This is a genomic window from Oscillibacter sp. 1-3 (assembly GCF_000403435.2).
GTDB lineage: Bacteria > Bacillota > Clostridia > Oscillospirales > Oscillospiraceae > Oscillibacter.
In genome coordinates this window covers 297,607-316,128 of record NZ_KE159707.1, presented here as the reverse complement: position 1 = coordinate 316,128, position 18,522 = coordinate 297,607, and the positions used below count along the sequence as shown (strand labels likewise).

General features: G+C 61.2%; 21 protein-coding genes. 14 read left to right on the top strand and 7 right to left on the bottom strand.

The features are described 5' to 3' along the window. Window positions 1-63 precede the first annotated feature (63 nt). The gene (gene gdhA / locus C816_RS07955) at window positions 64-1,413 is read right to left on the bottom strand and encodes an NADP-specific glutamate dehydrogenase (protein WP_016321880.1); all 1,350 of its coding nucleotides are present in this window, start codon (window positions 1,411-1,413) and stop codon (window positions 64-66) included. A gap of 378 nt (window positions 1,414-1,791) precedes the next feature. Further along, window positions 1,792-2,622, bottom strand: a complete 831-nt coding sequence (locus C816_RS07950; RefSeq protein ID WP_016321879.1) for a cell wall hydrolase — start codon at window positions 2,620-2,622, stop codon at window positions 1,792-1,794. 753 nt (window positions 2,623-3,375) lie between these two features. Between C816_RS07950 and C816_RS07945 the strand changes: the two genes are divergently transcribed. Continuing rightward, the gene (locus C816_RS07945; RefSeq protein ID WP_016321878.1) at window positions 3,376-3,702 is read left to right on the top strand and encodes a PadR family transcriptional regulator; all 327 of its coding nucleotides are present in this window, start codon (window positions 3,376-3,378) and stop codon (window positions 3,700-3,702) included. Between the two features lie 43 nt (window positions 3,703-3,745). After that, window positions 3,746-4,096 carry a DUF2812 domain-containing protein gene (locus C816_RS22605; protein WP_081646298.1) on the top strand — a complete coding sequence of 117 codons (351 nt, stop codon included), beginning with the start codon at window positions 3,746-3,748 and terminating at the stop codon, window positions 4,094-4,096. Window positions 4,097-4,305: 209 nt separating this feature from the next. Here the strand turns inward: C816_RS22605 and C816_RS07935 are convergent, their stop codons facing one another. Both C816_RS07935 and C816_RS07930 read right to left on the bottom strand, forming a co-directional pair. Further along, window positions 4,306-4,728 carry a DUF2000 domain-containing protein gene (locus C816_RS07935; RefSeq protein WP_016321877.1) on the bottom strand — a complete coding sequence of 141 codons (423 nt, stop codon included), beginning with the start codon at window positions 4,726-4,728 and terminating at the stop codon, window positions 4,306-4,308. Between the two features lie 401 nt (window positions 4,729-5,129). Next, window positions 5,130-5,951: a helix-turn-helix domain-containing protein gene (locus C816_RS07930; RefSeq protein ID WP_016321876.1), complete on the bottom strand. Its 822-nt coding sequence runs from the start codon at window positions 5,949-5,951 to the stop codon at window positions 5,130-5,132. Between the two features lie 109 nt (window positions 5,952-6,060). Here C816_RS07930 and C816_RS07925 point away from each other — a divergent pair, with 109 nt between their 5' ends. Beyond that, window positions 6,061-6,612, top strand: a complete 552-nt coding sequence (locus C816_RS07925; RefSeq protein WP_016321875.1) for a cysteine hydrolase family protein — start codon at window positions 6,061-6,063, stop codon at window positions 6,610-6,612. A gap of 349 nt (window positions 6,613-6,961) precedes the next feature. Beyond that, on the top strand, window positions 6,962-7,357 hold the full coding sequence (locus tag C816_RS07920) for a hypothetical protein (protein WP_016321874.1): 396 nt from the start codon (window positions 6,962-6,964) through the stop codon (window positions 7,355-7,357). Window positions 7,358-7,447: 90 nt separating this feature from the next. Here the strand turns inward: C816_RS07920 and C816_RS07915 are convergent, their stop codons facing one another. Beyond that, a complete protein-coding gene (locus tag C816_RS07915; RefSeq protein WP_016321873.1) occupies window positions 7,448-7,693 on the bottom strand; it encodes a hypothetical protein in 246 nt (81 codons plus the stop codon). 68 nt (window positions 7,694-7,761) lie between these two features. Here C816_RS07915 and C816_RS23580 point away from each other — a divergent pair, with 68 nt between their 5' ends. The 5 genes from C816_RS23580 to C816_RS22600 all read left to right on the top strand — a co-directional run bounded on the left by C816_RS23580 (window position 7,762) and on the right by C816_RS22600 (window position 11,293). After that, window positions 7,762-7,980: a hypothetical protein gene (locus C816_RS23580; protein ID WP_155978951.1), complete on the top strand. Its 219-nt coding sequence runs from the start codon at window positions 7,762-7,764 to the stop codon at window positions 7,978-7,980. A gap of 321 nt (window positions 7,981-8,301) precedes the next feature. Further along, on the top strand, window positions 8,302-8,514 hold the full coding sequence (locus C816_RS07910; protein WP_016321872.1) for a FeoA family protein: 213 nt from the start codon (window positions 8,302-8,304) through the stop codon (window positions 8,512-8,514). Window positions 8,515-8,527: 13 nt separating this feature from the next. Beyond that, complete coding sequence (locus C816_RS07905) at window positions 8,528-8,749, top strand: FeoA family protein (protein WP_016321871.1); 222 nt, start codon at window positions 8,528-8,530, stop codon at window positions 8,747-8,749. Between the two features lie 179 nt (window positions 8,750-8,928). Further along, window positions 8,929-11,133: a ferrous iron transport protein B gene (gene feoB / locus C816_RS07900; RefSeq protein ID WP_016321870.1), complete on the top strand. Its 2,205-nt coding sequence runs from the start codon at window positions 8,929-8,931 to the stop codon at window positions 11,131-11,133. Window positions 11,134-11,143: 10 nt separating this feature from the next. Then, window positions 11,144-11,293 carry a FeoB-associated Cys-rich membrane protein gene (locus C816_RS22600; protein ID WP_016321869.1) on the top strand — a complete coding sequence of 50 codons (150 nt, stop codon included), beginning with the start codon at window positions 11,144-11,146 and terminating at the stop codon, window positions 11,291-11,293. A gap of 547 nt (window positions 11,294-11,840) precedes the next feature. On the opposite strand, the gene C816_RS07895 is transcribed toward C816_RS22600, so the two are convergent. Further along, complete coding sequence (locus C816_RS07895; RefSeq protein WP_016321868.1) at window positions 11,841-13,022, bottom strand: pyridoxal phosphate-dependent aminotransferase; 1,182 nt, start codon at window positions 13,020-13,022, stop codon at window positions 11,841-11,843. Between the two features lie 162 nt (window positions 13,023-13,184). Here C816_RS07895 and C816_RS07890 point away from each other — a divergent pair, with 162 nt between their 5' ends. Next, window positions 13,185-13,697, top strand: coding sequence for a P-loop NTPase family protein (locus tag C816_RS07890; RefSeq protein WP_016321867.1), 513 nt, complete (start codon window positions 13,185-13,187; stop codon window positions 13,695-13,697). 230 nt (window positions 13,698-13,927) lie between these two features. After that, window positions 13,928-14,557, top strand: coding sequence for a gamma-glutamyl-gamma-aminobutyrate hydrolase family protein (locus tag C816_RS07885; RefSeq protein ID WP_016321866.1), 630 nt, complete (start codon window positions 13,928-13,930; stop codon window positions 14,555-14,557). 84 nt (window positions 14,558-14,641) lie between these two features. Here the strand turns inward: C816_RS07885 and C816_RS07880 are convergent, their stop codons facing one another. Next, window positions 14,642-15,418, bottom strand: a complete 777-nt coding sequence (locus tag C816_RS07880) for a DUF4230 domain-containing protein (RefSeq protein ID WP_016321865.1) — start codon at window positions 15,416-15,418, stop codon at window positions 14,642-14,644. Between the two features lie 506 nt (window positions 15,419-15,924). Here C816_RS07880 and C816_RS07875 point away from each other — a divergent pair. From C816_RS07875 to C816_RS07865, 3 genes are all read left to right on the top strand, one after another. Further along, window positions 15,925-16,635, top strand: coding sequence for a 5-bromo-4-chloroindolyl phosphate hydrolysis family protein (locus C816_RS07875; protein ID WP_016321864.1), 711 nt, complete (start codon window positions 15,925-15,927; stop codon window positions 16,633-16,635). Between the two features lie 69 nt (window positions 16,636-16,704). Then, window positions 16,705-17,070 (top strand): hypothetical protein, encoded by a 366-nt coding sequence (locus C816_RS07870; RefSeq protein ID WP_016321863.1) that lies wholly within the window; start codon window positions 16,705-16,707, stop codon window positions 17,068-17,070. 94 nt (window positions 17,071-17,164) lie between these two features. Beyond that, window positions 17,165-18,340, top strand: a complete 1,176-nt coding sequence (locus tag C816_RS07865; protein WP_016321862.1) for a toxic anion resistance protein — start codon at window positions 17,165-17,167, stop codon at window positions 18,338-18,340. Window positions 18,341-18,522: the final 182 nt, after the last annotated feature.

The following is an 18,522-nucleotide window of genomic DNA, read 5'->3' as shown; positions in this document are numbered from 1 at the left end:
TAGTTCTTTGCCGCAGACAGCCCTAAGCCGCTTGCTCCGCACCTGCTGGGGCCTTTGATGAGCTCAGATCAGGCCCTGAGCCACCATGACCTGGGAGACCTTCAGGAAGCCGGCGATATTGGCGCCTACCACCAGGTCGCCGGGGACGCCGCACTCCTCAGAGGCGTTGTAGGCGTTGTGGAAGATGTTCACCATGATGTCCTTGAGGCGGCGGTCCACCTCCTCGAAGCTCCAGGAGTAGCGCATGCTGTTCTGGCTCATCTCCAGGCCGCTGGTGGCCACGCCGCCGGCGTTGGCGGCCTTGGCGGGGGCGAAGAGCACACCCGCCTCCTGGAAGACGTGGATGGCGTCGGGCAGGCAGGGCATGTTGGCGCCCTCCGCCACGGCGATGGCGCCGTTCTTCACGATGGTCTTGGCAATCTCGCCGTCAATCTCGTTCTGGGTGGCGCAGGGCAGGGCGATGTTGCAGGGGACGTTCCAGATGCCCCGGAAGCCCTCGGTGTAGGTGCTGCCGGGAACGCGGTCGGCGTACTCCTTGATGCGGCCGCGGTGGCCCAGCTTGATGTCCTTCACCACGTCCAGATTGATGCCGTTGGGGTCGTGGATATAGCCGTTGGAGTCGCTGAGGGCCACTACCTTGCCGCCCAGTGCCGTGGCCTTCTCCGTGGCGAAAATGGCCACGTTGCCGCTGCCGGAGATCACCACGGTCTTGCCCTCGAAGCTCTCCTTTTTCATGCACTTGAGCATTTCCTCGGTGAGGTAGCACAGTCCGTAGCCGGTGGCCTCGGTGCGCACCAGGGATCCGCCGAAGGAGAGGCCCTTGCCGGTGAGGACGCCGGCGTCATAGCTGCCCCGGACCCGGCGGTACTGGCCGAAGAGATAGCCGATTTCCCGGGCGCCCACGCCAATGTCGCCGGCGGGCACGTCCACGAACTGGCCGATGTGGCGGTTGAGCTCCGTCATGAAGCTCTGGCAGAAGCGCATGACCTCGGCGTCGCTGCGGCCTTTGGGGTCGAAGTCGCTGCCGCCCTTGGCGCCGCCCATGGGCAGACCTGTGAGGCTGTTTTTCAGAATCTGCTCAAAGCCCAGGAACTTCAGGATGCTGAGGTTTACCGTGGGGTGGAACCGCAGGCCGCCCTTGTAGGGGCCGATGGCGGAGCTGAACTGGATACGGTAGCCCCGGTTCACGTGGACGCGGCCCTGGTCGTCGTCCCAGGGTACCCGGAAGCAGATCATGCGCTCGGGCTCCACGAAGGTCTCGATGATGCCGTGCTCCTCGTACTCCGGGTGCTGGTCCACGATAAGATCCAGGCTCTCCAGAACCTCCAGTACTGCCTGGTGGAACTCCCGCTGGTCGGGGTCCCGGGTGATGACCTGTGTGTATACGCGCTGTAAATACTCGCTCTTCAGCATATTATGCCGCCCCTTTTCTTTCCGAATTTAGGCCATGTTTGAAAAATGTCAAAACCCCCAAGCGACGGATCTTTTCCGCCGCTTTGCGTTGATTTTCCTTGCCATACACAAAGTATGCCCGGCGTCAAATCGCCTTGATCGGCAAACAATCTCTCGTTGCTGAGCATTTTGCCATTTATCAAACAAGGCCTAATGTGGAAAAGTTTACATATAATAGGATACCGAAAAAAAGGGGTTTTACACAAGAGTGAAGTTGCCGAAATAAAAAAGAGATTTGAAGAACCTTTATACGGTTTTTACAAAAAAATCCGCCAGCGGAGGTCCAATTGACCGCCGCCGGCGGATTCCAGCTGTTTTCACGCTCTTTTCGTCTGGCGCTCAGAGATAGAACCTGTGGCAGCCGATGGTGGTGAGATACGTCCGGTTGCCGTTGATCCACACGCCCTCGGACAGGGCCGGGGCGTAGAAAAACATGGCCCCCTCCAGGGACTTCTCTCCGTTCAGCGTCCGGCGGGCGGCCTCCACGGACTGGTCGGTGGGGTCTAAGTACACGGTGCCGTTCTCCACGGGCTCAAACTGCACGATGCCGTCGGCCTGCTGAAAGACCACGTCGGGGATGTTGTTCGGGAAGTCCGGACTTGCCACCCGCTCCAGCACCACGTTGCCCACGGCGATCTGACCCTCCATGGGCTCGCCCCGGCTCTCGGCGCTGATAATCCGGCTGAGCCAGTAAAAATCCACTGCGTTGTGCTCCGCCGACGGGGAGGTTACGGCGGCCCCCTGGAAATAGGTGTCCCATTCCACGGCGCTTCCCAGCAGCTCCGCGGTGGTCCGCAAGGGCACATAGGTGACGCCCTCCTGGACATAGACCCTGCCGGCGCGGACGTCGCTGTCCACCGTTACGGTGTCTGCCGCCGGGTCCGCCGTCAGGCGGGAATCACCGGAGACGGCCACTGCCGCCCGCAGTCCGCTGTCCCAGAATACGTCCCAGTCCCCCAGGGCATTCAAAAGGGCCCGCAGGGGCACATAGGTGACGCCGTTCTCCAGATGGCAGAAGGCGTCCAGAGCTGTGCCGTCGATCTGGACGGGCACTGTCCGGGCGGCTTTGGCCGGGACAGCCAGCATCAGGGCCGCCAGCAGGCCCAGCAGCATTCTCCTGCCGGGAGAGCGGCGGCCGCTCTTTGGTTTCGGGTTCATCTGTCGTGTCATAATCCCTTCCTTTCCGCAAAATTTCCTGTATCTATCATACCGGAGACCAAGGGCAGGAAGCAACCCTCAAAACCTGCCAGGGCTGGCAGCCCATTCCAGTGCGCAGGGCAAACGCAGGAAAGAGGCGCGAAGCGCAGCAAAAAGTTTCGCCAGCCTTTACAAAGGCTGTGGGGTCCCGGGGCAAAGCCCCGGGACGCGCCTCGCAAGGCGCGAAATCCCAATCCCCGTTTTAGGTCCTGTTCACGTAAGCCCAAACGCACGGCTTACCGGCTGCTGTGTTAGGCCATGTTTGAAAAAAGTCAAAAGGCCCAAACGGTGGATCTTTATCCGCCAATCAAGGCAAATTTTCTTGCCGGGCGTCAGCCCGCCTGCAAAAATTTGCCTTGATTGGCGAAAATATCTCACGCCGTTGGGCATTCCGCCATTTTTCAAACAAGGCCTAAAGATCTTTGACGTGCATCACTACACCGGCAAATTTTTGCCGTGCGTCCAATAGAGTACATTTGTCTTCTGTGTGCAGACTCCGGAGCAGCGCCCCAGAATGCCGGGAAACGTTCGCCGGTTCCAAAACGCCAGGCTTCCGACGGACGGACAGGGACAGAGCCCCGCCTCTGCATAAAATCTGCGAAGAAGACGCTCATGTGCAAGCCCTGTCCCACTCCAAGATTCCGCTTGATAATATCGTATCACGATATTATACCGAAAACAGGTAATATCGCAAAACGATATTGAGAGCGCGAAAGGAGGGCCGCCATGGCGAGACAACCCCTGAAATCCCTGACGGAGAGTATGTTCTATGTCCTGCTGGCCCTGTGGCGGCAGGAGCGGTGCGGCACGGAGATCGCCGCCTACGTCCGGCAGCTGACGGAGGGCCGCGTGGCCCTGGGGCCGGGGACGCTGTACGCCATCCTGGGGAAGTTCCAGGAGGAGGAGCTGATTCGGGAGACCTGGTCCCAGGGCCGGATGCGGGTCTACCGGATCACGGAGAATGGCCGGGCGCTGTTCCGGCGGGAGATGGAGAATATGCGCCGCTGCGTGGGCGACGGACAGCGGGAGATGAGAGAGGAGGAAGAGGTATGATGCGACTGGCGCTGGACCCCGTGGACATCCCCGCCGTCCAGGCGTGGCTGGAGGACTGGGCCGCCAAGGGTGGTATCTGGAGACCTACGGGAGGAACCTGGCCAAATTTGCGCCCGGGGAGAGACGGGAAACTGTCCGCTACCGCCTCCAGCCCGCGGAGAGGGGCGGAGAACCGGACCAGGACACCCGGGATGCCTATCGGGAGATGGGCTGGACCTACGTCTGTTCCACCGTTGCGGGCAGGGGCATCTCCGGCGTGAAGACGGAGTTTCACATCTGGCGGTGCGAGACCCCGCCGTGCCGGAGCTGGACACGGACCAGACCCTGCGGGAGGAGGCCTATGGAGACCTCCTGCGCAGCGGCTGGCGGAATATCTGGATGGGGGCGCTGCTGATTGCGGTGATACTGGGGACAATGCGGTGGGCCGTGTGGGACCATCCCCAGCAGTTTCTGCTGGAGGGGTATTCCTCCTCTACAATTCTGATGCTGTGCTGGGGCAGCCTTCTGATGGTGTGTCTGGTCAGCCGCTCCCTGCGGCTGATCCGCTTCACGCGGCGGCTGCGGCAGGAGGAGCCGGCGCCCCAGCGGGCCTGGGCCTGCCTTTTACCGCAGCAGAGGCAGATTTCCGGTGAGCTTATTCACCAGCTTCTTGTCTCCGCAGACGGCGACGCCCAGATATTGAAGGCCGTCCTCCGGCGCGGCGGCGATTTTCTCCTGAAACTCTCCGTAGGTCCTGCAGCCCTGGGCCAGCTCCGAGAAATCCGCGGCGAAGAGGGCGGAGAAGGGCGGCGTGCGGAGCCTCTCCCGCAGAGCCCGGAGACTCTCCCGGTCCCCCCGCAGGATGGGCACGGGAAAGGCGATGATGCCCGGGTGAAGGACACCGGAGCCGTCGGTCACGTCCGGTCCCACGGCCTCCGGAAGGTTCTTCCCCAGGGTGATGCCCAGGATGGCGGCGGTGTTGGCGATGAGCCCCGGGGGCAGAGCCCCGTCCGCCACGATGACGCATTTTTCGTGTTCAAAGTCCATAATTTCCTCCCTTGTCAATGAGAAGCTGTACCAACGGCCGCCGCGCGCAGCTTGAGGGGAATTTTCCCCTCTGCACTGCCTTATAGCAATCTTCAAAAATACTGACAGCAGTTCGGCGGACACAGGCGGCACATAGCTGCGTCTTCCTCCTTGACGGGCGTCAGCCCGCCTGCGTCGTCATCCTTGCTCTGCACCGCCTGTGCCCACCTCCTTTACTGCCATTATTTCTGAAGATTGCTATAGAAGCGCTTGAGATCCGCCGGCATCGGCGGACTTCGCGGTCAATTTGAGGCCGGGTCTCCTGCGCTTTTCCCTCGCCAATCCCCGCGCTTTGGCCATTGCCGCGGCTCCTGAATTCATTTTGGGAACAGGGGAAGCGCCCGTCTCCCTGGAAAAGCGGTTCAATCATCCGCGTGAATTCCGGCGCAGTACATCCCCGGCGGCAGGCCGATGCGGCTGGTGAAGCTGTTGGTGAAGTGGCTCTGGTCGGAAAACCCCGTCCGGAGGGCGGCCTCCAGAGGCGGCACGCCCTGCTCCAGCAGCGCCTTGGCCGCATTGACCCGGAGGGTCTCCAGATACCGGTAGGGCGTAATGCCCGTCTCCCGGGTAAAGGAGCGCAGCAGGGTGGACTTGCTGAGACCGGCGCAGCGGCAGAGCTGGTCCAGGGTGATCCCCTCTGCAAAGTGCTCCTCCAGAAAGGTCCGGGCGGCCTCCGTCTCCTTGCGGTGGGAGGGCTTCGGCCCGGCGGGGGCGGACTCTGCCCCGGCGGGGACAGGCTCCAGCACGCCGGAGAGAAACAGCAGCAGCGCCTCCTCCGCAGCAAAGCTGCCGCCGGCCATGAGGTGGCGGTGAAACGTCCGGAACTGCTCTGCCAGAGGGGCGTTCTCCACCACCGGCGTCGGGAAGACGGGCAGCGTCCCCGCCGCCGGTCCCGGGGAAAGCGCCAGCATGGCCTCGATGGGGATGTTGACGCCGCGGTAGTCCAGCGCACCCTCCCGCTGGGAGCAGGCGTGGCTGTCCCCAGGGTTCAGGAGCATGAGACAGCCGGGGCGGAGGGTCCACTCCCGCCCCCGGCAGGAGAGCGTCCGGACGCCGTTTTCGACCAGGCCCAGCACATAGTGGCCGTGGAAGTGGGTGGGAAAGGGCTGGGTCAGCCCCCGGAAGAGGCATCCCTCGATCTGGAGTTTTCTGTCGCAGACAATCTGCTTTTCGGGCGTTTCCATGGGGGAACCTCCTCTTTTGCTGAGAATATAGTACCAAGGAGCGGGCGAAATGTCTTGTAAAATATCTTCAAGAGGAGTAGAATGGAAAAAAAGCTGGGAGGTTTGGATTATGAACTATCTGATTGTTGTGGATATGCAGAACGATTTTGTCACCGGAGCCCTGGGAACGGCGGAGGCAAAGGCCATCATACCCTATGCTGCCCGCCGGGTGATGAAGGCCCTGGAGAAGGGGGAGGAGATCATCTTCACCCGGGACACCCACAGTCCAAACTACCTGGAGACCCAGGAGGGCCGGAACCTCCCGGTCCCACACTGCATCTGGGGCACGGAGGGCTGGGAGATCGTCCCTCAGCTGAACGCGTACACCGTGGGCCGGACGCCCATCGACAAGCACGGCTTCGGCAGCCGGTATCTGGGGGCCGTGCTGAAAGCCCGGGACGAGGACCTGAAAAAGCAGGGCCAGCCCGGGGTGGAGCGGGCCACGTTCATCGGGCTGTGCACCGACATCTGCGTGATCTCCAACGTGCTGCTGGTCAAGTCCTTCCTGCCGGAGGTGGAGATTGTGGTGGACGCCTCCTGCTGCGCCGGTGTGACGCCGGAGAGCCACAAAAACGCCTTGGAGGCCATGAAGGCGTGCCAGGTCATCATTGAGAACGGATGAAGAGCGCGGCAGAAAAAACGGAGTATACTGCCGCTGCTGCTCTTGCTGGCACTGCTGCTGACCGCCTGCGGCCAAAGGGCGGCGGAGACGCCGCCTGAAGAGGCCCCGCCGGCAGAGACCGCCGCTCCGGAGGTCCCGGAGAGCCCGCCGGACCTGCCAAAGGGGGCGGCCGCCCTGACGGCGGAGGAGATCCAGCGTGTGAACGAGGCTTTCCAGCCCGTCATTGAGCAGGACGGGCTGGACTGTGTGAACCCGCTGACCTGCCTGGTCTCCTGCTGTTACCGCTGGCCGGAGGAGCTGGATCTCTCCGCCTTTTTGCGGCATTTCTCCCCTGGGACGGGGGGGCACATTGGACGAGGCGGAATTTCAGGCGCTGAAAGCGGCGGAGGGCTGGCCCTTCGGAGAGATCACCCAGGAACAGATGCCCGTGCCCATCCACAAGTACCTCCGCGCAGACGTGGACGCCTGCCTGAAAGAGCGCATGGGCATCACTGTGGAGCATCTCTCTCCTGTGCCCTATGGCGGCCCCGGCGGGAGGGAGTTCTCCAGAAGCACCACCCTCCTCTATCTTCCGGAGTACGAGGCGTACTACAACTTCGTCAGCGACGTGGACCCCGGCGAGTGTACGTCCGGCTGGTATTCGGCGGATACGGCCTGCCTTACGGGTGATCTTTCCGTGCTGATGCTGTGGAATCGAAATGGAAGCTGGCGCTTCCAATCCTACCTGCCCCTGCAAACCAAATAAGGCGAGGCCCCGGAGCGGTGCTCCGGGGCCTTCTTTGCCGCCGCAGGGGGGGTGAAGCCTTGCCGGTCTCTGCGGGACCGCCTCTCTCTGTCAGACGCTGAAATTCAATTGGTGGTAATACCCGTCGAAGATATGGGCGATGGGCTTGTCCGCCACAGCCGGCCGCTCCGGGCCGTACAGCAGGCGGCCAATCTTGTAGAGCGTGCCGTTGATGATAACGGCCTCCCCCGCCGTGCGTCCGCCGAAGCGGGTCAGCCACGTCAGCGCCTCCCGCACCGTGCAGCCCCGCCGCAGTTCGCCGCTCTCATCCCAAATCAGATCGTAACTCAACTCCATACACTTCATCCTTTCTTCCAGCAAAAAACAACTGTTGTATATTTTACCTGTACCGCCGGAAAAAAGCAATGGCGGCAATGGAGAAAAAGAGAGGAATATTTTGTATGGATTATTGGGCCCTGTTTGAAAAAAATCAAAACGCCCAAACGGCGGATCTTGATCCGCCACTCTGCGTTAAATGTTCTTGCCGGGCGTCAGCCCGCCTGCAAAAATTTGCCTTGACTGGCGAAAAAATCTCTCGCCGTTGGGCATTCCGCCTTTTTTCAAACAAGGCCTGGCCGATTTGAGGTTGACAAACCGGAATGCACTGGCGGGGCGGCGTTTCACCTGCGCCGGTTTTTTGCCGCGGCAGCGCCGGTTTCGTGTCCGTATCCCCGCCCGATCGGGGCCTGCAATCTGTGCAGTCCGACAAATTGCAGGCCCGGAACGGCGCGTTTTTTTCTCGCGGTTCGTTATAACAAACTAAAATCCCAAAACCTGCTTCCCAACCTCTTGACAAGCGTTGGTCTCATGTGGTAAACTTTTCACAAAGCAGAGGTTAGGTAAAGCTAACCACTATTTTTTGGCCAGTGGTTAGCCAATGCTAATTGTGTGGAGGGAGTGTGTTTATGATGCCGTTGACAATGGCAAAGCAGGGCGAGACCGTCACCATCCGGAAAATCACCGGCAGGGACGAGGTGCGCCAGCATCTGGCGGAGATGGGGTTCGTGGTGGACAGCACCGTGACGGTAGTCAGCGAGATCACCGGGAACCTGATCTTACAGGTGAAGGACAGCCGTGTGGCGCTGGACCGGACCATGGCGAACCGGATCATGTTTTAAGGAGGAGAGCGAGATGAGAACACTGAAAGACGTCAAGGTGGGCGAGACCGTTACCGTGACGAAGCTCCACGGGGAGGGACCTGTCAAGCGCCGCATGATGGATATGGGCATCACCAAGGGCGTGGAGCTCTACGTGCGGAAGGTGGCTCCGCTGGGCGACCCCGTGGAGCTGAACCTCCGGGGATATGAGCTGAGCGTCAGAAAAGCGGACGCGGAGATCATCGAGGTGACTTAAAAGCTGTATTCACAGGCGCTGCCCCCCGCCGGCCTACGGGCGCGGAATTTCAAGGGGCGGCCCTGCCTGAAAGACGGCAAAACGCCTTATGGGGCGAAGAGTTCCGCGCCGGTCCGGCAGTTTGCCAGTGTTCAGACCGGACCCGGCGTTATCATACTTTTTAGAGAGGAGAACGTGAAATGGACATCAAAATCGCGCTGGCGGGCAACCCGAACTGCGGCAAGACCACCCTGTTCAACGACCTGACCGGCTCCAACCAATATGTGGGCAACTGGCCCGGCGTCACCGTGGAGAAAAAGGAGGGCCGGCTGCGGGGCCATAAGGACGTGGTCATTCAGGACCTGCCGGGCATCTACTCCCTCTCCCCCTACACGCTGGAGGAGGTGGTGGCCCGGGGATACCTGGTGAACGAGCGGCCGAACGCCATTTTGAATATCGTGGACGGCACCAACATCGAGCGGAACCTCTACCTCACCACCCAGCTCATCGAGCTGGGACTGCCGGTGGTGGTGGCGGTGAACATGATCGATCTGGTGCGGAAGAACGGCGACCAGATCGACCTGGCCAAGCTGGGGCAGACCCTGGGCTGCACCGTGGTGGAGATGAGCGCCCTGAAAAAGCTGGGCAGTCAGGAGGCCGCGGAGGCCGCTGTCCGGGCGGCCCAGGGAGCCGCGGGCGGCGAGCTGCCCCATGTGTTCACCGGCAGCGTGGAGCACGCCCTGGCCCATATCGAGGAGTCCATCTCCGGCCTGGTGGACGAGCGCTGCCTGCGGTGGTACGCCATCAAGGTCTTTGAGCGGGACGAGAAGGTCCTGGAGGAGCTGGCCCTGAACGACGAGCTGCGTTCCCACCTGGAGCAGCACATCGCGGACTGTGAAAAAGAGCTGGACGACGACGCGGAGTCCATCGTCACCAACCAGCGGTACGCTTACATCAACAGCGTGGTCACCAAGGCGGTGAAGAAAAAGGCGGCCAAGCACAGCCTCTCTGTCTCCGACAAGATCGACCAGATCGTCACCAACCGGATTCTGGCCCTGCCCATCTTCGCGGCGGTCATGTTCTGCATCTATGCCATTGCCATGGGCGGCTGGGCCATTTCCATCGGCACCATGGGCACCGATTGGGCCAACGACGTCCTCTTTGGCGAGATGGTCCCCGGCCTGTTTGACGCCATCCTGGGCGCTCTGGGCGTGGCCGAGGGCGGCTGGCTCTACGGGCTGATCCAGGACGGCATCGTGGCCGGTGTGGGCGCGGTGCTGGGCTTTGTGCCCCAGATGCTGGTGCTGTTTTTCCTGCTGGCCATCCTGGAGGACGTAGGCTATATGGCCCGTGTGGCCTTCATCATGGACCGCATCTTCCGCCGCTTTGGCCTCTCCGGCAAGAGCTTCATCCCCATGCTGGTGGCCACCGGCTGCGGCGTCCCCGGCATTATGGCCTCCCGGACCATCGAGCAGGACCGGGACCGGAAGATGACCATCATGACCACTGGCTTCATCCCCTGCGGAGCAAAGATGCCTATTATCGGACTTTTCGCTGGGGCTGTGTTCGGCGATTCTCCCTGGGTGGCCACCTCCGCTTTCTTCATCGGCATTGCCGCCGTGGTGATCTCCGGCATCATGCTGAAGAAGTTCAAGGCTTTCGCCGGGGAGCCTGCTCCCTTCGTCATGGAGCTGCCCGCCTACCACGCGCCCTCCGCCTCTAACGTCCTCCGGGCCACCTGGGAGCGGGGCTGGTCCTTCATCAAGCGGGCGGGAACCATCATCCTCCTCAGCTCCATTATCCTCTGGTTCCTTATGGGCTATGGCGTTGTAGACGGTGTGTTCCAAGCCGTGGAGGACAATAATGACTCCCTGCTGGCCGCCATCGGCAGCGGCGTTGCCATCATCTTCGCTCCCCTGGGCTGGGTAGGCGACATGGCCTGGAAGGCCACCACCGCCACCTTCACCGGCCTCATCGCCAAGGAGGAGGTCGTCAACTTCTTCGGCGTGGCCTACCACTACGCCGGCGAGGCGGACTTGATGGAGGACGCCAGCGGCATCTACGCCGCCATCGGGGCGGACTTCGGGGCCATGGCCGCATACAGTTTCATGATCTTCAATCTGCTGTGCGCCCCCTGTTTCGCCGCTATGGGCGCCATCAAGCGGGAAATGAACAACGTCAAGTGGACCCTGGGGGCCATCGGATATATGTGCGGCTTCGCCTATGTGGTGAGCCTCATCGTCTTCCAGCTGGGCGGGCTGGTCACCGGCGAGGCGGTACCTGGAGTCGGAACGGTCGCGGCTCTGGTCCTGCTGGCGGGTATCATCTATCTGCTGTTCCGCAAGGGCTATCAGGGCAAGGGCGAGGGTTACCGCCTGACCTCCGTGGCCGCTGTGCGGACGTGAGGAGGACGCTATGACAGAGCTTGTGGGCAACGGCATTGCGCTGCTGGCGCTGGCCGTGGTCGTGGGCCTTGCGATTCGCTCCCTGTGGAAGTCCCACAAGGCGGGCGGGCACTGCAATGGCGACTGCGGCAGCTGCGGCGGATGTCATCACTGTAAATAACGGGGCGGACGGGACTAATGGGAAGCGGTCCCGCCGCAGAAAGACGCGGGAGATGGTCAGCCATCTCCCGCGTCTTTTAGGCCCTGTTTGAAAAAAGACAAAACGCCCAAACGGTGGATCTTTATCCGGCACTCTGCGTTAAATTTTCTTGCCGGGCGCCAGCCCGCCTGCAAAAATTTGCCTTGATTGGCGAAAAAATCTCTCGCCGTTGGAAATTCCGCCTTTTTTCAAACAAGGCCTAGGCTGTGTGCTTGACTTCATAGGTAAAGTACAGGGCAAAGCCCGTCCGGCGGGTCAAAGACCCGCCGGTTGAAAATCCGCAAATGCGGATTTTCAAGTGCTTCAACTGTATCAAGCAAGGCCGAAACAGCTTGAAAAGAAACATAATTCATTCAGATGCTGCGGCGTACACGCCGTGAAAGGCCGCTGAGAGCGTGACGGTCCGCAATCTGCAAAATGACGGAAGACGGGCCCGCCGCCCCCGGCGGGCCCATCTTCCAATTGCCTGCAATCTTGAATCCCGCCGCAGGCGGGGCTGGGCGGCGTGTCACGCCGTCTCAATCAGCTCCTTGAATACCGGCAGGCTCCGCTGGATCATATCGTAGTCCACACAGGTGCTGACCCGGAAGTAGTCCGGGCAACCGAAGTCGCCGCCGGGGACCACCAGCAGATTTTTCTCCTTGGCCCGGTCGGAGAAGGCCTGGGCGTCCCCGCCGGGGGCCTGGACGAACATATAGAACGCCCCGGTGGGCTTGGCGCAGTGATAACCGTATTCCGTCAGGGCCTCGTAGAGGGCGGTGCGGTTGCGGTCGTAGGCCTTGAGGTCCGGCCGCACCGCGGCGCATTTTGCCACCACCAGCTGCTGGAGGGAGGGGGCGCAGACGTGGCCCAGCACCCGGGCCGCTCCGGCCACGGCGGCGTAGACCCGCTGGCTGTCCTCCGCCTGGTCCGGGACGCAGACGTAGCCGATGCGCTCTCCCGGCAGGGAGAGGGATTTGGAGTAGGAGTAGCAGACGATGGTGCTGGGGTAGATGTTGGGGATGAAGGGGGGCTCCGCGCCGTCGTAGCTCAGCTCCCGGTAGGGCTCGTCCGCCAGGATGTAGATGGGGTGGCCGTACTCCTGGGACTTGCGGGTGAGAATCTCTCCCAGACGTTCCAGCGTCTCCTGGGTGTACACCACGCCGGAGGGGTTGCAGGGGGAGTTGACGATGATGCCCTGGGTGTGGGAGGTGATGCGGGCCTCCAGCTCGTCAAAGCGGATCTGGAAGGCCTCGCGGTCGGCGGGCACCGCCACGAACTTGGGGCCGTTGGCCTCCACAAAGGGGCGGTACTCAGCGAAGTAGGGGGCGATGGCCATGATCTCCGCGCCCTCGACGGCCAGGGCCCGGATGGCGGCGATCAGGGCCGGGGCCGCGCCGCAGGTGAAAAAGAGGTTCTGGGGCTTGATATGGGCGTCGTAGCGGGCGTTCAGGTCCGCCGCCACGGCGGCGCGGGCCTCGTCGCTGCCTCCGGCGGTGGTGTAGCCGTGGACGGACAGGCTGTCCCGGTCCCGGACGATGGAGACGAAGGCCTCGTTGACCTCCGGCGGGGAGGGGATGGAGGGGTTGCCGATGGAGAAGTCAAAGACATTCTCCTTTCCCACCGCTTTGGCCTGTCTCAGGCCGTATTCAAAGAGCTCCCGGATGCAGGACCGCTTGGAGCCAAGGGCGTACATGGTTTCTGAGACCATTGAGGGTCACACTCCTTTTATGGTATGGGGCAGAATTTGGATACAGAAAGATTACCACGGTTGGGGGCGGCTGTCAAATCCGGCCTGAATGGTGCGGTTGAATCCCAAGGGCGGCTGTGATAAAATCGGTTCAATTCATCATAAATTTGGAGAGGAAAGCGCATGCTTGAGAGAATCATTGTGATCGGCTGTCCGGGAGCGGGAAAGAGCACGCTGGCAAGAAGACTGAGAGATGAAACAGGTCTGCCTTTGTACTATCTTGATATGATATGGCACAAACCGGATCAGACGACAGTTAGCAGGGATGAATTTGATAACCGCTTGAGAGAGATTGTTTCGGGAGACAAATGGATCGTTGACGGAAATTATGGAAGAACGCTTGAAATGCGGTTTCAATTCTGCGATACAGTATTTTTATTGGATTTGCCGGCGGATGAATGTCTCACGGCGGCGGAATCGCGCATAGGAAAACCCCGTGAGGATCTGCCGTGGTTGGAAACAGAGTTTGATGAGGAATTCAGACAGTGGATTTTGAATTTTTCACGCAATGAGCTGCCCGCAGTTTACAGGCTGATTGATCGGTACCGAGGTGAGAAGGACATCTATATTTTCTATTCAAGAGATGATATAGAGCGGTACTTGGAAAAGACTTTTGGGCGACAGCCCGTTGTTTGAAAAACTCATTCAAGAGGCTGAGTAAACGCTTCGAAGAGAGGCTGGGGCATCGTGATGAGCTGTGAAAACTGCGGCGGGCGCGGTTTCCGGGCCGCTGTGCGATTTTTCAAGACGCTGCTCTCTGAAACGCTGACAGCGGCTGTATAGACAGCGCAGACAGGCCGAGAGGCTTATTCGCCGCATTTTCCCGGGCCGTGAAATGATAACAGAGCCGACAGGGAGGGCTGGATATGGATTGTAAGATTTTTATTCCTGGCGCAGAGGACCGGTACGCCAATTACCGCAGGGCGGTGGAGGCCGCCGGGGGGCGGGCGGTCTTTTCGGAAGTTTTGGGCCCCGCGGAGGACTGTGACGGACTGCTGCTGCCCGGCGGCGGCGATCTGGAGCCCTGGCGGTACGGCCAGCCCAACACCGCCTCCAGGGGGCTGGAGCCGGAGCGGGACGCGGCGGAGCTTCTTCTGCTGGAGCGGTTTGCCGCCGCGGAAAAGCCGGTTTTGGGAATCTGCCGGGGCCTCCAGACCGTCAACGTCTTTTTCGGCGGCACGCTGGTCCAGGATCTGCCGGGGCACGGGGCTGCGGACGGCGCGGACCGCCTCCATTCCGTCCGCACGGCACGGTCCTCTCTCCTCCGGATCTGCGGGGAAGAGGCCGTCGTCAACAGCGCCCATCACCAGGCCGCGGACCGGCTGGGACAGGGACTGGAGGCCGTCCAGTGGGCGGCGGACGGCGTGGTGGAGGCGGTGGAGCACCGGACGCTGCCGGTGCGGGCCGTCCAGTGGCACCCGGAACGGCTGCCGGGTGAATTGGGACGGCGGCTGTTTGGGGCGTTTTTGCAGCGGTGCCGCCGGGGGAAGGAGTGAAAGGCAAAGCCTCCGGCGAAGCCGGAGGCTCTTTCCGCCCAAAAGAGGGGCCTGTTTTCGGCGAAAACAGGCCCCTCGGCGCAATTATCTGATTTCCAGCGTGTAAGCGTCCTCCCCTGTGATCCCGGGCAGAGCAGTCAAAAATGACGCAAGGGCTTTTTTCGCCTCCTCGGAGGCTTTCTCCAAAATTCCCCGCTCAATCGCTTTGTTCTCCATGATGATTTTCTGTTCACTGATGAAGGTGTTGTAGTCGTCAAAGGTCACCTCGTTAAAGAGGCCGTTTTTGACTTCCACAACGGTGATGCTCTCCTGGGGAATATTGTTGTCCGTGATCTTGGGCGGAGGCAGGGTGACGGTAATTTTGCGCGCCTCTTCGTCCACATCGACCTGGACCTCACCCATGTCGATGCCCGCCTTGATGGACCCGTCGTAGATGACCAGCAGGCTGGTGCCGCTGAATGGCCGCGTCAAGCCAAAGAGCCACTTGACGTTATCGGTCCGCCGGTCGGCGTTGGTGTAGATGTACTCCTGGGTGACCAGCTCCTGGAGGGAGTTGATCTGACTTTTCAGCGTCTCGGTGGTGACGACAGGAATCGATTTTTGGGAGTCCTTGACCTCTTTTTCGTCCTTCAGTGTTTTAATCAGCTGATTCTGAAGCTCGATCTGGGTTGTCTGCTGTTCCAGCTGCCGGCGCAGCTGGCTTTGGCTGCGCATGGACAGGTACAAAGCTCCCGCCAGAACCGCGAGGGCCAGCGCCGCGGCCGCCAGTCCCCTCCAGCTCCGGACCCTTTTTCCCGGCAGGCCGTCCTCCATGACCTCCTCAATGGTCTCCATGATCTTCTCTTTTTTCTCGCTCAGCATTGCAGGTTCCCCCTTGTAAGATTTTTGTGGGATTTCCGCTATGGGGTGTGTAGTTTTTGCGAGCAGTGTTTTCCACCACAGCGTCTCCGGGGGCAAAAGCCCCCGGAGCGCCGGGTGAAAGCAAAAACGCCGTGCAGGACGGTGGGCCTACACAGCGTAAGAAGCGAGACTCCTTATGCGACACAGGCGCACAGAATACCACGGCATTCCACTTGCGAAAAAAACAGGAATGTCGTATAATACCCCATGCGGTGCGGCCGAATGGCCGCTGTGTAGGTAGGCAAGTACCTGCGCAGGTCTGCGGGCGCTTCCAACACCCGCAGGCTGCCGCATTTTTGTTTTCCGTGCCGAATGATACCACACCATTTTCCGCAATGCAAGAGCCTGCCGTATCCGGAGAATCAAATGCGCGGCCGGACACGTTCTTTTACATTCCCCGCCTTGACCCGGAGGGGATTCCGCAGTATAATGTCTCTATTCCAGACATGCATGAAGGAGGAGCGAGGATGAAGACAGAGGTACGAAAGCCCGTGGCGCCCTTTTACGCGGTGGCGGTGCTGTGGATCGTCTATGCCCTGCTGTTTCCCCTGTACGCCCCCGCCCACTACGCCCTGCTGACCGCCGCCTCGGCGGCGGTGTACCTGATCGCGGGCGCCCTGTGCAAGAGCGGCGGCGTGCTGGGAGAGAAAAAGGCCGCCCCCAAGGCGGAGAGAAAGCAGGAGGCGCCCTCCACCGGCAATGCCGAGCTGGACAAGATGCTCAGAGACGGGCGGCTGGCCATTGCCGAGATGAAGCGGCTGGACGACAACATCGCCGACCCCGGCGTCTCCGCCGACATCGTGCGGCTGGAGCAGGTGTCGGAGAAGATCTTCGAGGCGGTGCGGGAGCGGCCGGAAAAGCTCCCGCAGATTCACAAGTTCATGGACTACTACCTGCCCACTACCCTCAAGCTGCTGAACGGCTACGACCGCATGAGCGCCACCGGCGTCTCCGGGGAGAACATCGACGGTACGCTGAACAAGGTGGAGGGCATGATGCGCAATATCGTGGCCGCCTTTGAAAAACAGCTGGACGCCCTGTACGGCTCCGAGGCCCTGGACATCTCCACGGACATCAGCGTCCTGGAGACCATGATGGCCCGGGAGGGCCTGACGGGACAGCCCCTGAAAGCGGAGACGCTGCCCAAGGACGATCCGGACATCAGGCTGGAGCTGTGAGGGGGCCCCTGGCGCGGCGGTATCGCCGTATTGACACTTTGGGCCATTGGCGGAGCGGGAGGAAACGCGATGAAGCGGAGAGACCTTCTCTGGCACTATGTTTATATTGTATTCTTCGCGGTATTGGGTGCCGCCTGTCTGTGCCTTGACCGGATCTACGACTACACCATCCCGATGACGGCCGTCGGGTTCTGCTGGCTGGCGCTGGCGGCGGGGGCGGTGCCAGCGGCCCGGGCCGCACGGCGGAGCGGACAGGATTTCCAGGCTCTCCTCCAGGGCTGCAGCTGTGTGGTGGTCGGCGCGACGGGACTGTGCTGGGGGTTTGCCAACAAAGACGCCTTCCAGCAGTTCATAGGCGTCCTCTGGCTGGGGCTGGCGGCACAGTGGCTGGTCCGGGGCATTCGGAGGCTCCGGGAGGGCGGGGACGCCGGATGAGGGGGAGCCCTCCCGCGAAGCCCGCAGGGATGTTCGGCAGCATCCATATTCCGAATATTGAAATAAGAAATCAACTTTTACGGAGGAGACAACCATGACTGACACAAATGGCTTTGAGCTGACACTGACCCCCGACGCCCCCGCGGCCGCGGAGGCCGTGCCGGAGCTGACCCTGGAGCCCTCCGCCCCCGCCGCCCCGGCCCCGGAGCCGGAAAAGGCGGAGGTAAAGCCGGTGGAGATTGACGACTCCATGCTCTCCGAGGCGGAGAAGAAGGCGGTGGAGGACTTCTCCAAGAAGATCGACGTGATGGACTCCAACATGATCTTGCAGTACGGCGCGGCGGCCCAGAAGAACGTGGCGGGCTTCTCCGAGAACGCGCTGAAATCCGTGCGGACCAAGGACCTGGGGGAGATCGGCAAGTCTCTCTCGGAGCTGGTGGTGGAGCTGAAGGGCTTTGGCGAGGAGGAGGAGAAAAAGGGCCTCTTCGGCAAGTTCAAAAAGGCCGGGAACAAGCTGGAGACCATGAAGGCCCAGCACGCCAAGGTGGAGGCCAACGTGGACAAGATCGCCCGGGAGCTGGAAGCGCACCAGGTGGCCCTTCTCAAGGACGTGGCCATGTTCGACCAGATGTACGAGCTGAACCTCAAGTACTACAAGGAGCTGACCATGTATATCCTGGCGGGCAAGAAGAAGCTGGCCGACGTGCGGGACAGCGAGCTCCCCGCCCTGCGGGCCCGGGCGGAGCAGACCGGCGCCCAGGAGGACGCCCAGGCCTACAACGACAAGGTGCAGATGTGCGAGCGGTTTGAGAAGAAGCTCCACGACCTGGAGCTGACCCGCATGATCTCTATCCAGATGGGCCCTCAGACCCGGCTTTTGCAGAACAACGACACGCTGATGGTGGAGAAGATCCAATCCTCCCTGGTGAACACCATTCCCCTGTGGAAGAGCCAGATGGTGCTGGCCCTGGGCATGGAGCACGGCCGTCAGGCAACCGCCGCCCAGAGCGCCGTGACGGAGATGACAAACGAGCTTCTCAAGAAGAACGCCGACATGCTGAAAATGGGCACCATCCAGACCGCCCGGGAGGCAGAGCGGAGCATTGTGGACATCGAGACCCTCCAGCACACCAACGAGCAGCTGATCTCCACCCTGGACGAGGTTTTGAACATCCAGCGGGAGGGCGCGGAGAAGCGAAAGGCCGCCGAGGCGGAGCTGGGGAGGATCGAAGGGGAGCTTCGGGCGAAGCTCATGGAATTGAGGAAATAGGAGTTTCTTTTTTCACGAAAGGAGGAGGCACCCTGACGGGCGGGGTGGGATTTCAGCCATGGTGATGGCTGGGCAGATGCACCCCCATGTCGTCGGAAGAAACTCCGCCGCTCCATTTCCGGCTAAAGCCGAAAATTCCGCTCAAGCTCCGTTCCTTCCTCCTCTCCCCACCGGACCCGCTT

What these genes read in the sequence shown, in the direction of transcription:
- C816_RS07880 (WP_016321865.1), bottom strand. Translation starts at nt 15,418, where the DNA reads ATGCTGAGCGAGAAAAAAGAGAAGATCATGGAGACCATTGAGGAGGTC.
- C816_RS23580 (WP_155978951.1), top strand. Translation starts at nt 7,762, where the DNA reads ATGGCGGCAATGGAGAAAAAGAGAGGAATATTTTGTATGGATTATTGG.
- C816_RS07950 (WP_016321879.1), bottom strand. Translation starts at nt 2,622, where the DNA reads ATGACACGACAGATGAACCCGAAACCAAAGAGCGGCCGCCGCTCTCCC.
- C816_RS07910 (WP_016321872.1), top strand. Translation starts at nt 8,302, where the DNA reads ATGATGCCGTTGACAATGGCAAAGCAGGGCGAGACCGTCACCATCCGG.
- C816_RS07895 (WP_016321868.1), bottom strand. Translation starts at nt 13,022, where the DNA reads ATGGTCTCAGAAACCATGTACGCCCTTGGCTCCAAGCGGTCCTGCATC.
- feoB (WP_016321870.1), top strand. Translation starts at nt 8,929, where the DNA reads ATGGACATCAAAATCGCGCTGGCGGGCAACCCGAACTGCGGCAAGACC.
- C816_RS07905 (WP_016321871.1), top strand. Translation starts at nt 8,528, where the DNA reads ATGAGAACACTGAAAGACGTCAAGGTGGGCGAGACCGTTACCGTGACG.
- C816_RS07925 (WP_016321875.1), top strand. Translation starts at nt 6,061, where the DNA reads ATGAACTATCTGATTGTTGTGGATATGCAGAACGATTTTGTCACCGGA.
- C816_RS07890 (WP_016321867.1), top strand. Translation starts at nt 13,185, where the DNA reads ATGCTTGAGAGAATCATTGTGATCGGCTGTCCGGGAGCGGGAAAGAGC.
- C816_RS07930 (WP_016321876.1), bottom strand. Translation starts at nt 5,951, where the DNA reads ATGGAAACGCCCGAAAAGCAGATTGTCTGCGACAGAAAACTCCAGATC.
- C816_RS07915 (WP_016321873.1), bottom strand. Translation starts at nt 7,693, where the DNA reads ATGGAGTTGAGTTACGATCTGATTTGGGATGAGAGCGGCGAACTGCGG.
- C816_RS07885 (WP_016321866.1), top strand. Translation starts at nt 13,928, where the DNA reads ATGGATTGTAAGATTTTTATTCCTGGCGCAGAGGACCGGTACGCCAAT.
- C816_RS07875 (WP_016321864.1), top strand. Translation starts at nt 15,925, where the DNA reads ATGAAGACAGAGGTACGAAAGCCCGTGGCGCCCTTTTACGCGGTGGCG.
- gdhA (WP_016321880.1), bottom strand. Translation starts at nt 1,413, where the DNA reads ATGCTGAAGAGCGAGTATTTACAGCGCGTATACACACAGGTCATCACC.
- C816_RS07870 (WP_016321863.1), top strand. Translation starts at nt 16,705, where the DNA reads ATGAAGCGGAGAGACCTTCTCTGGCACTATGTTTATATTGTATTCTTC.
- C816_RS07935 (WP_016321877.1), bottom strand. Translation starts at nt 4,728, where the DNA reads ATGGACTTTGAACACGAAAAATGCGTCATCGTGGCGGACGGGGCTCTG.
- C816_RS07945 (WP_016321878.1), top strand. Translation starts at nt 3,376, where the DNA reads ATGGCGAGACAACCCCTGAAATCCCTGACGGAGAGTATGTTCTATGTC.
- C816_RS22600 (WP_016321869.1), top strand. Translation starts at nt 11,144, where the DNA reads ATGACAGAGCTTGTGGGCAACGGCATTGCGCTGCTGGCGCTGGCCGTG.
- C816_RS07865 (WP_016321862.1), top strand. Translation starts at nt 17,165, where the DNA reads ATGACTGACACAAATGGCTTTGAGCTGACACTGACCCCCGACGCCCCC.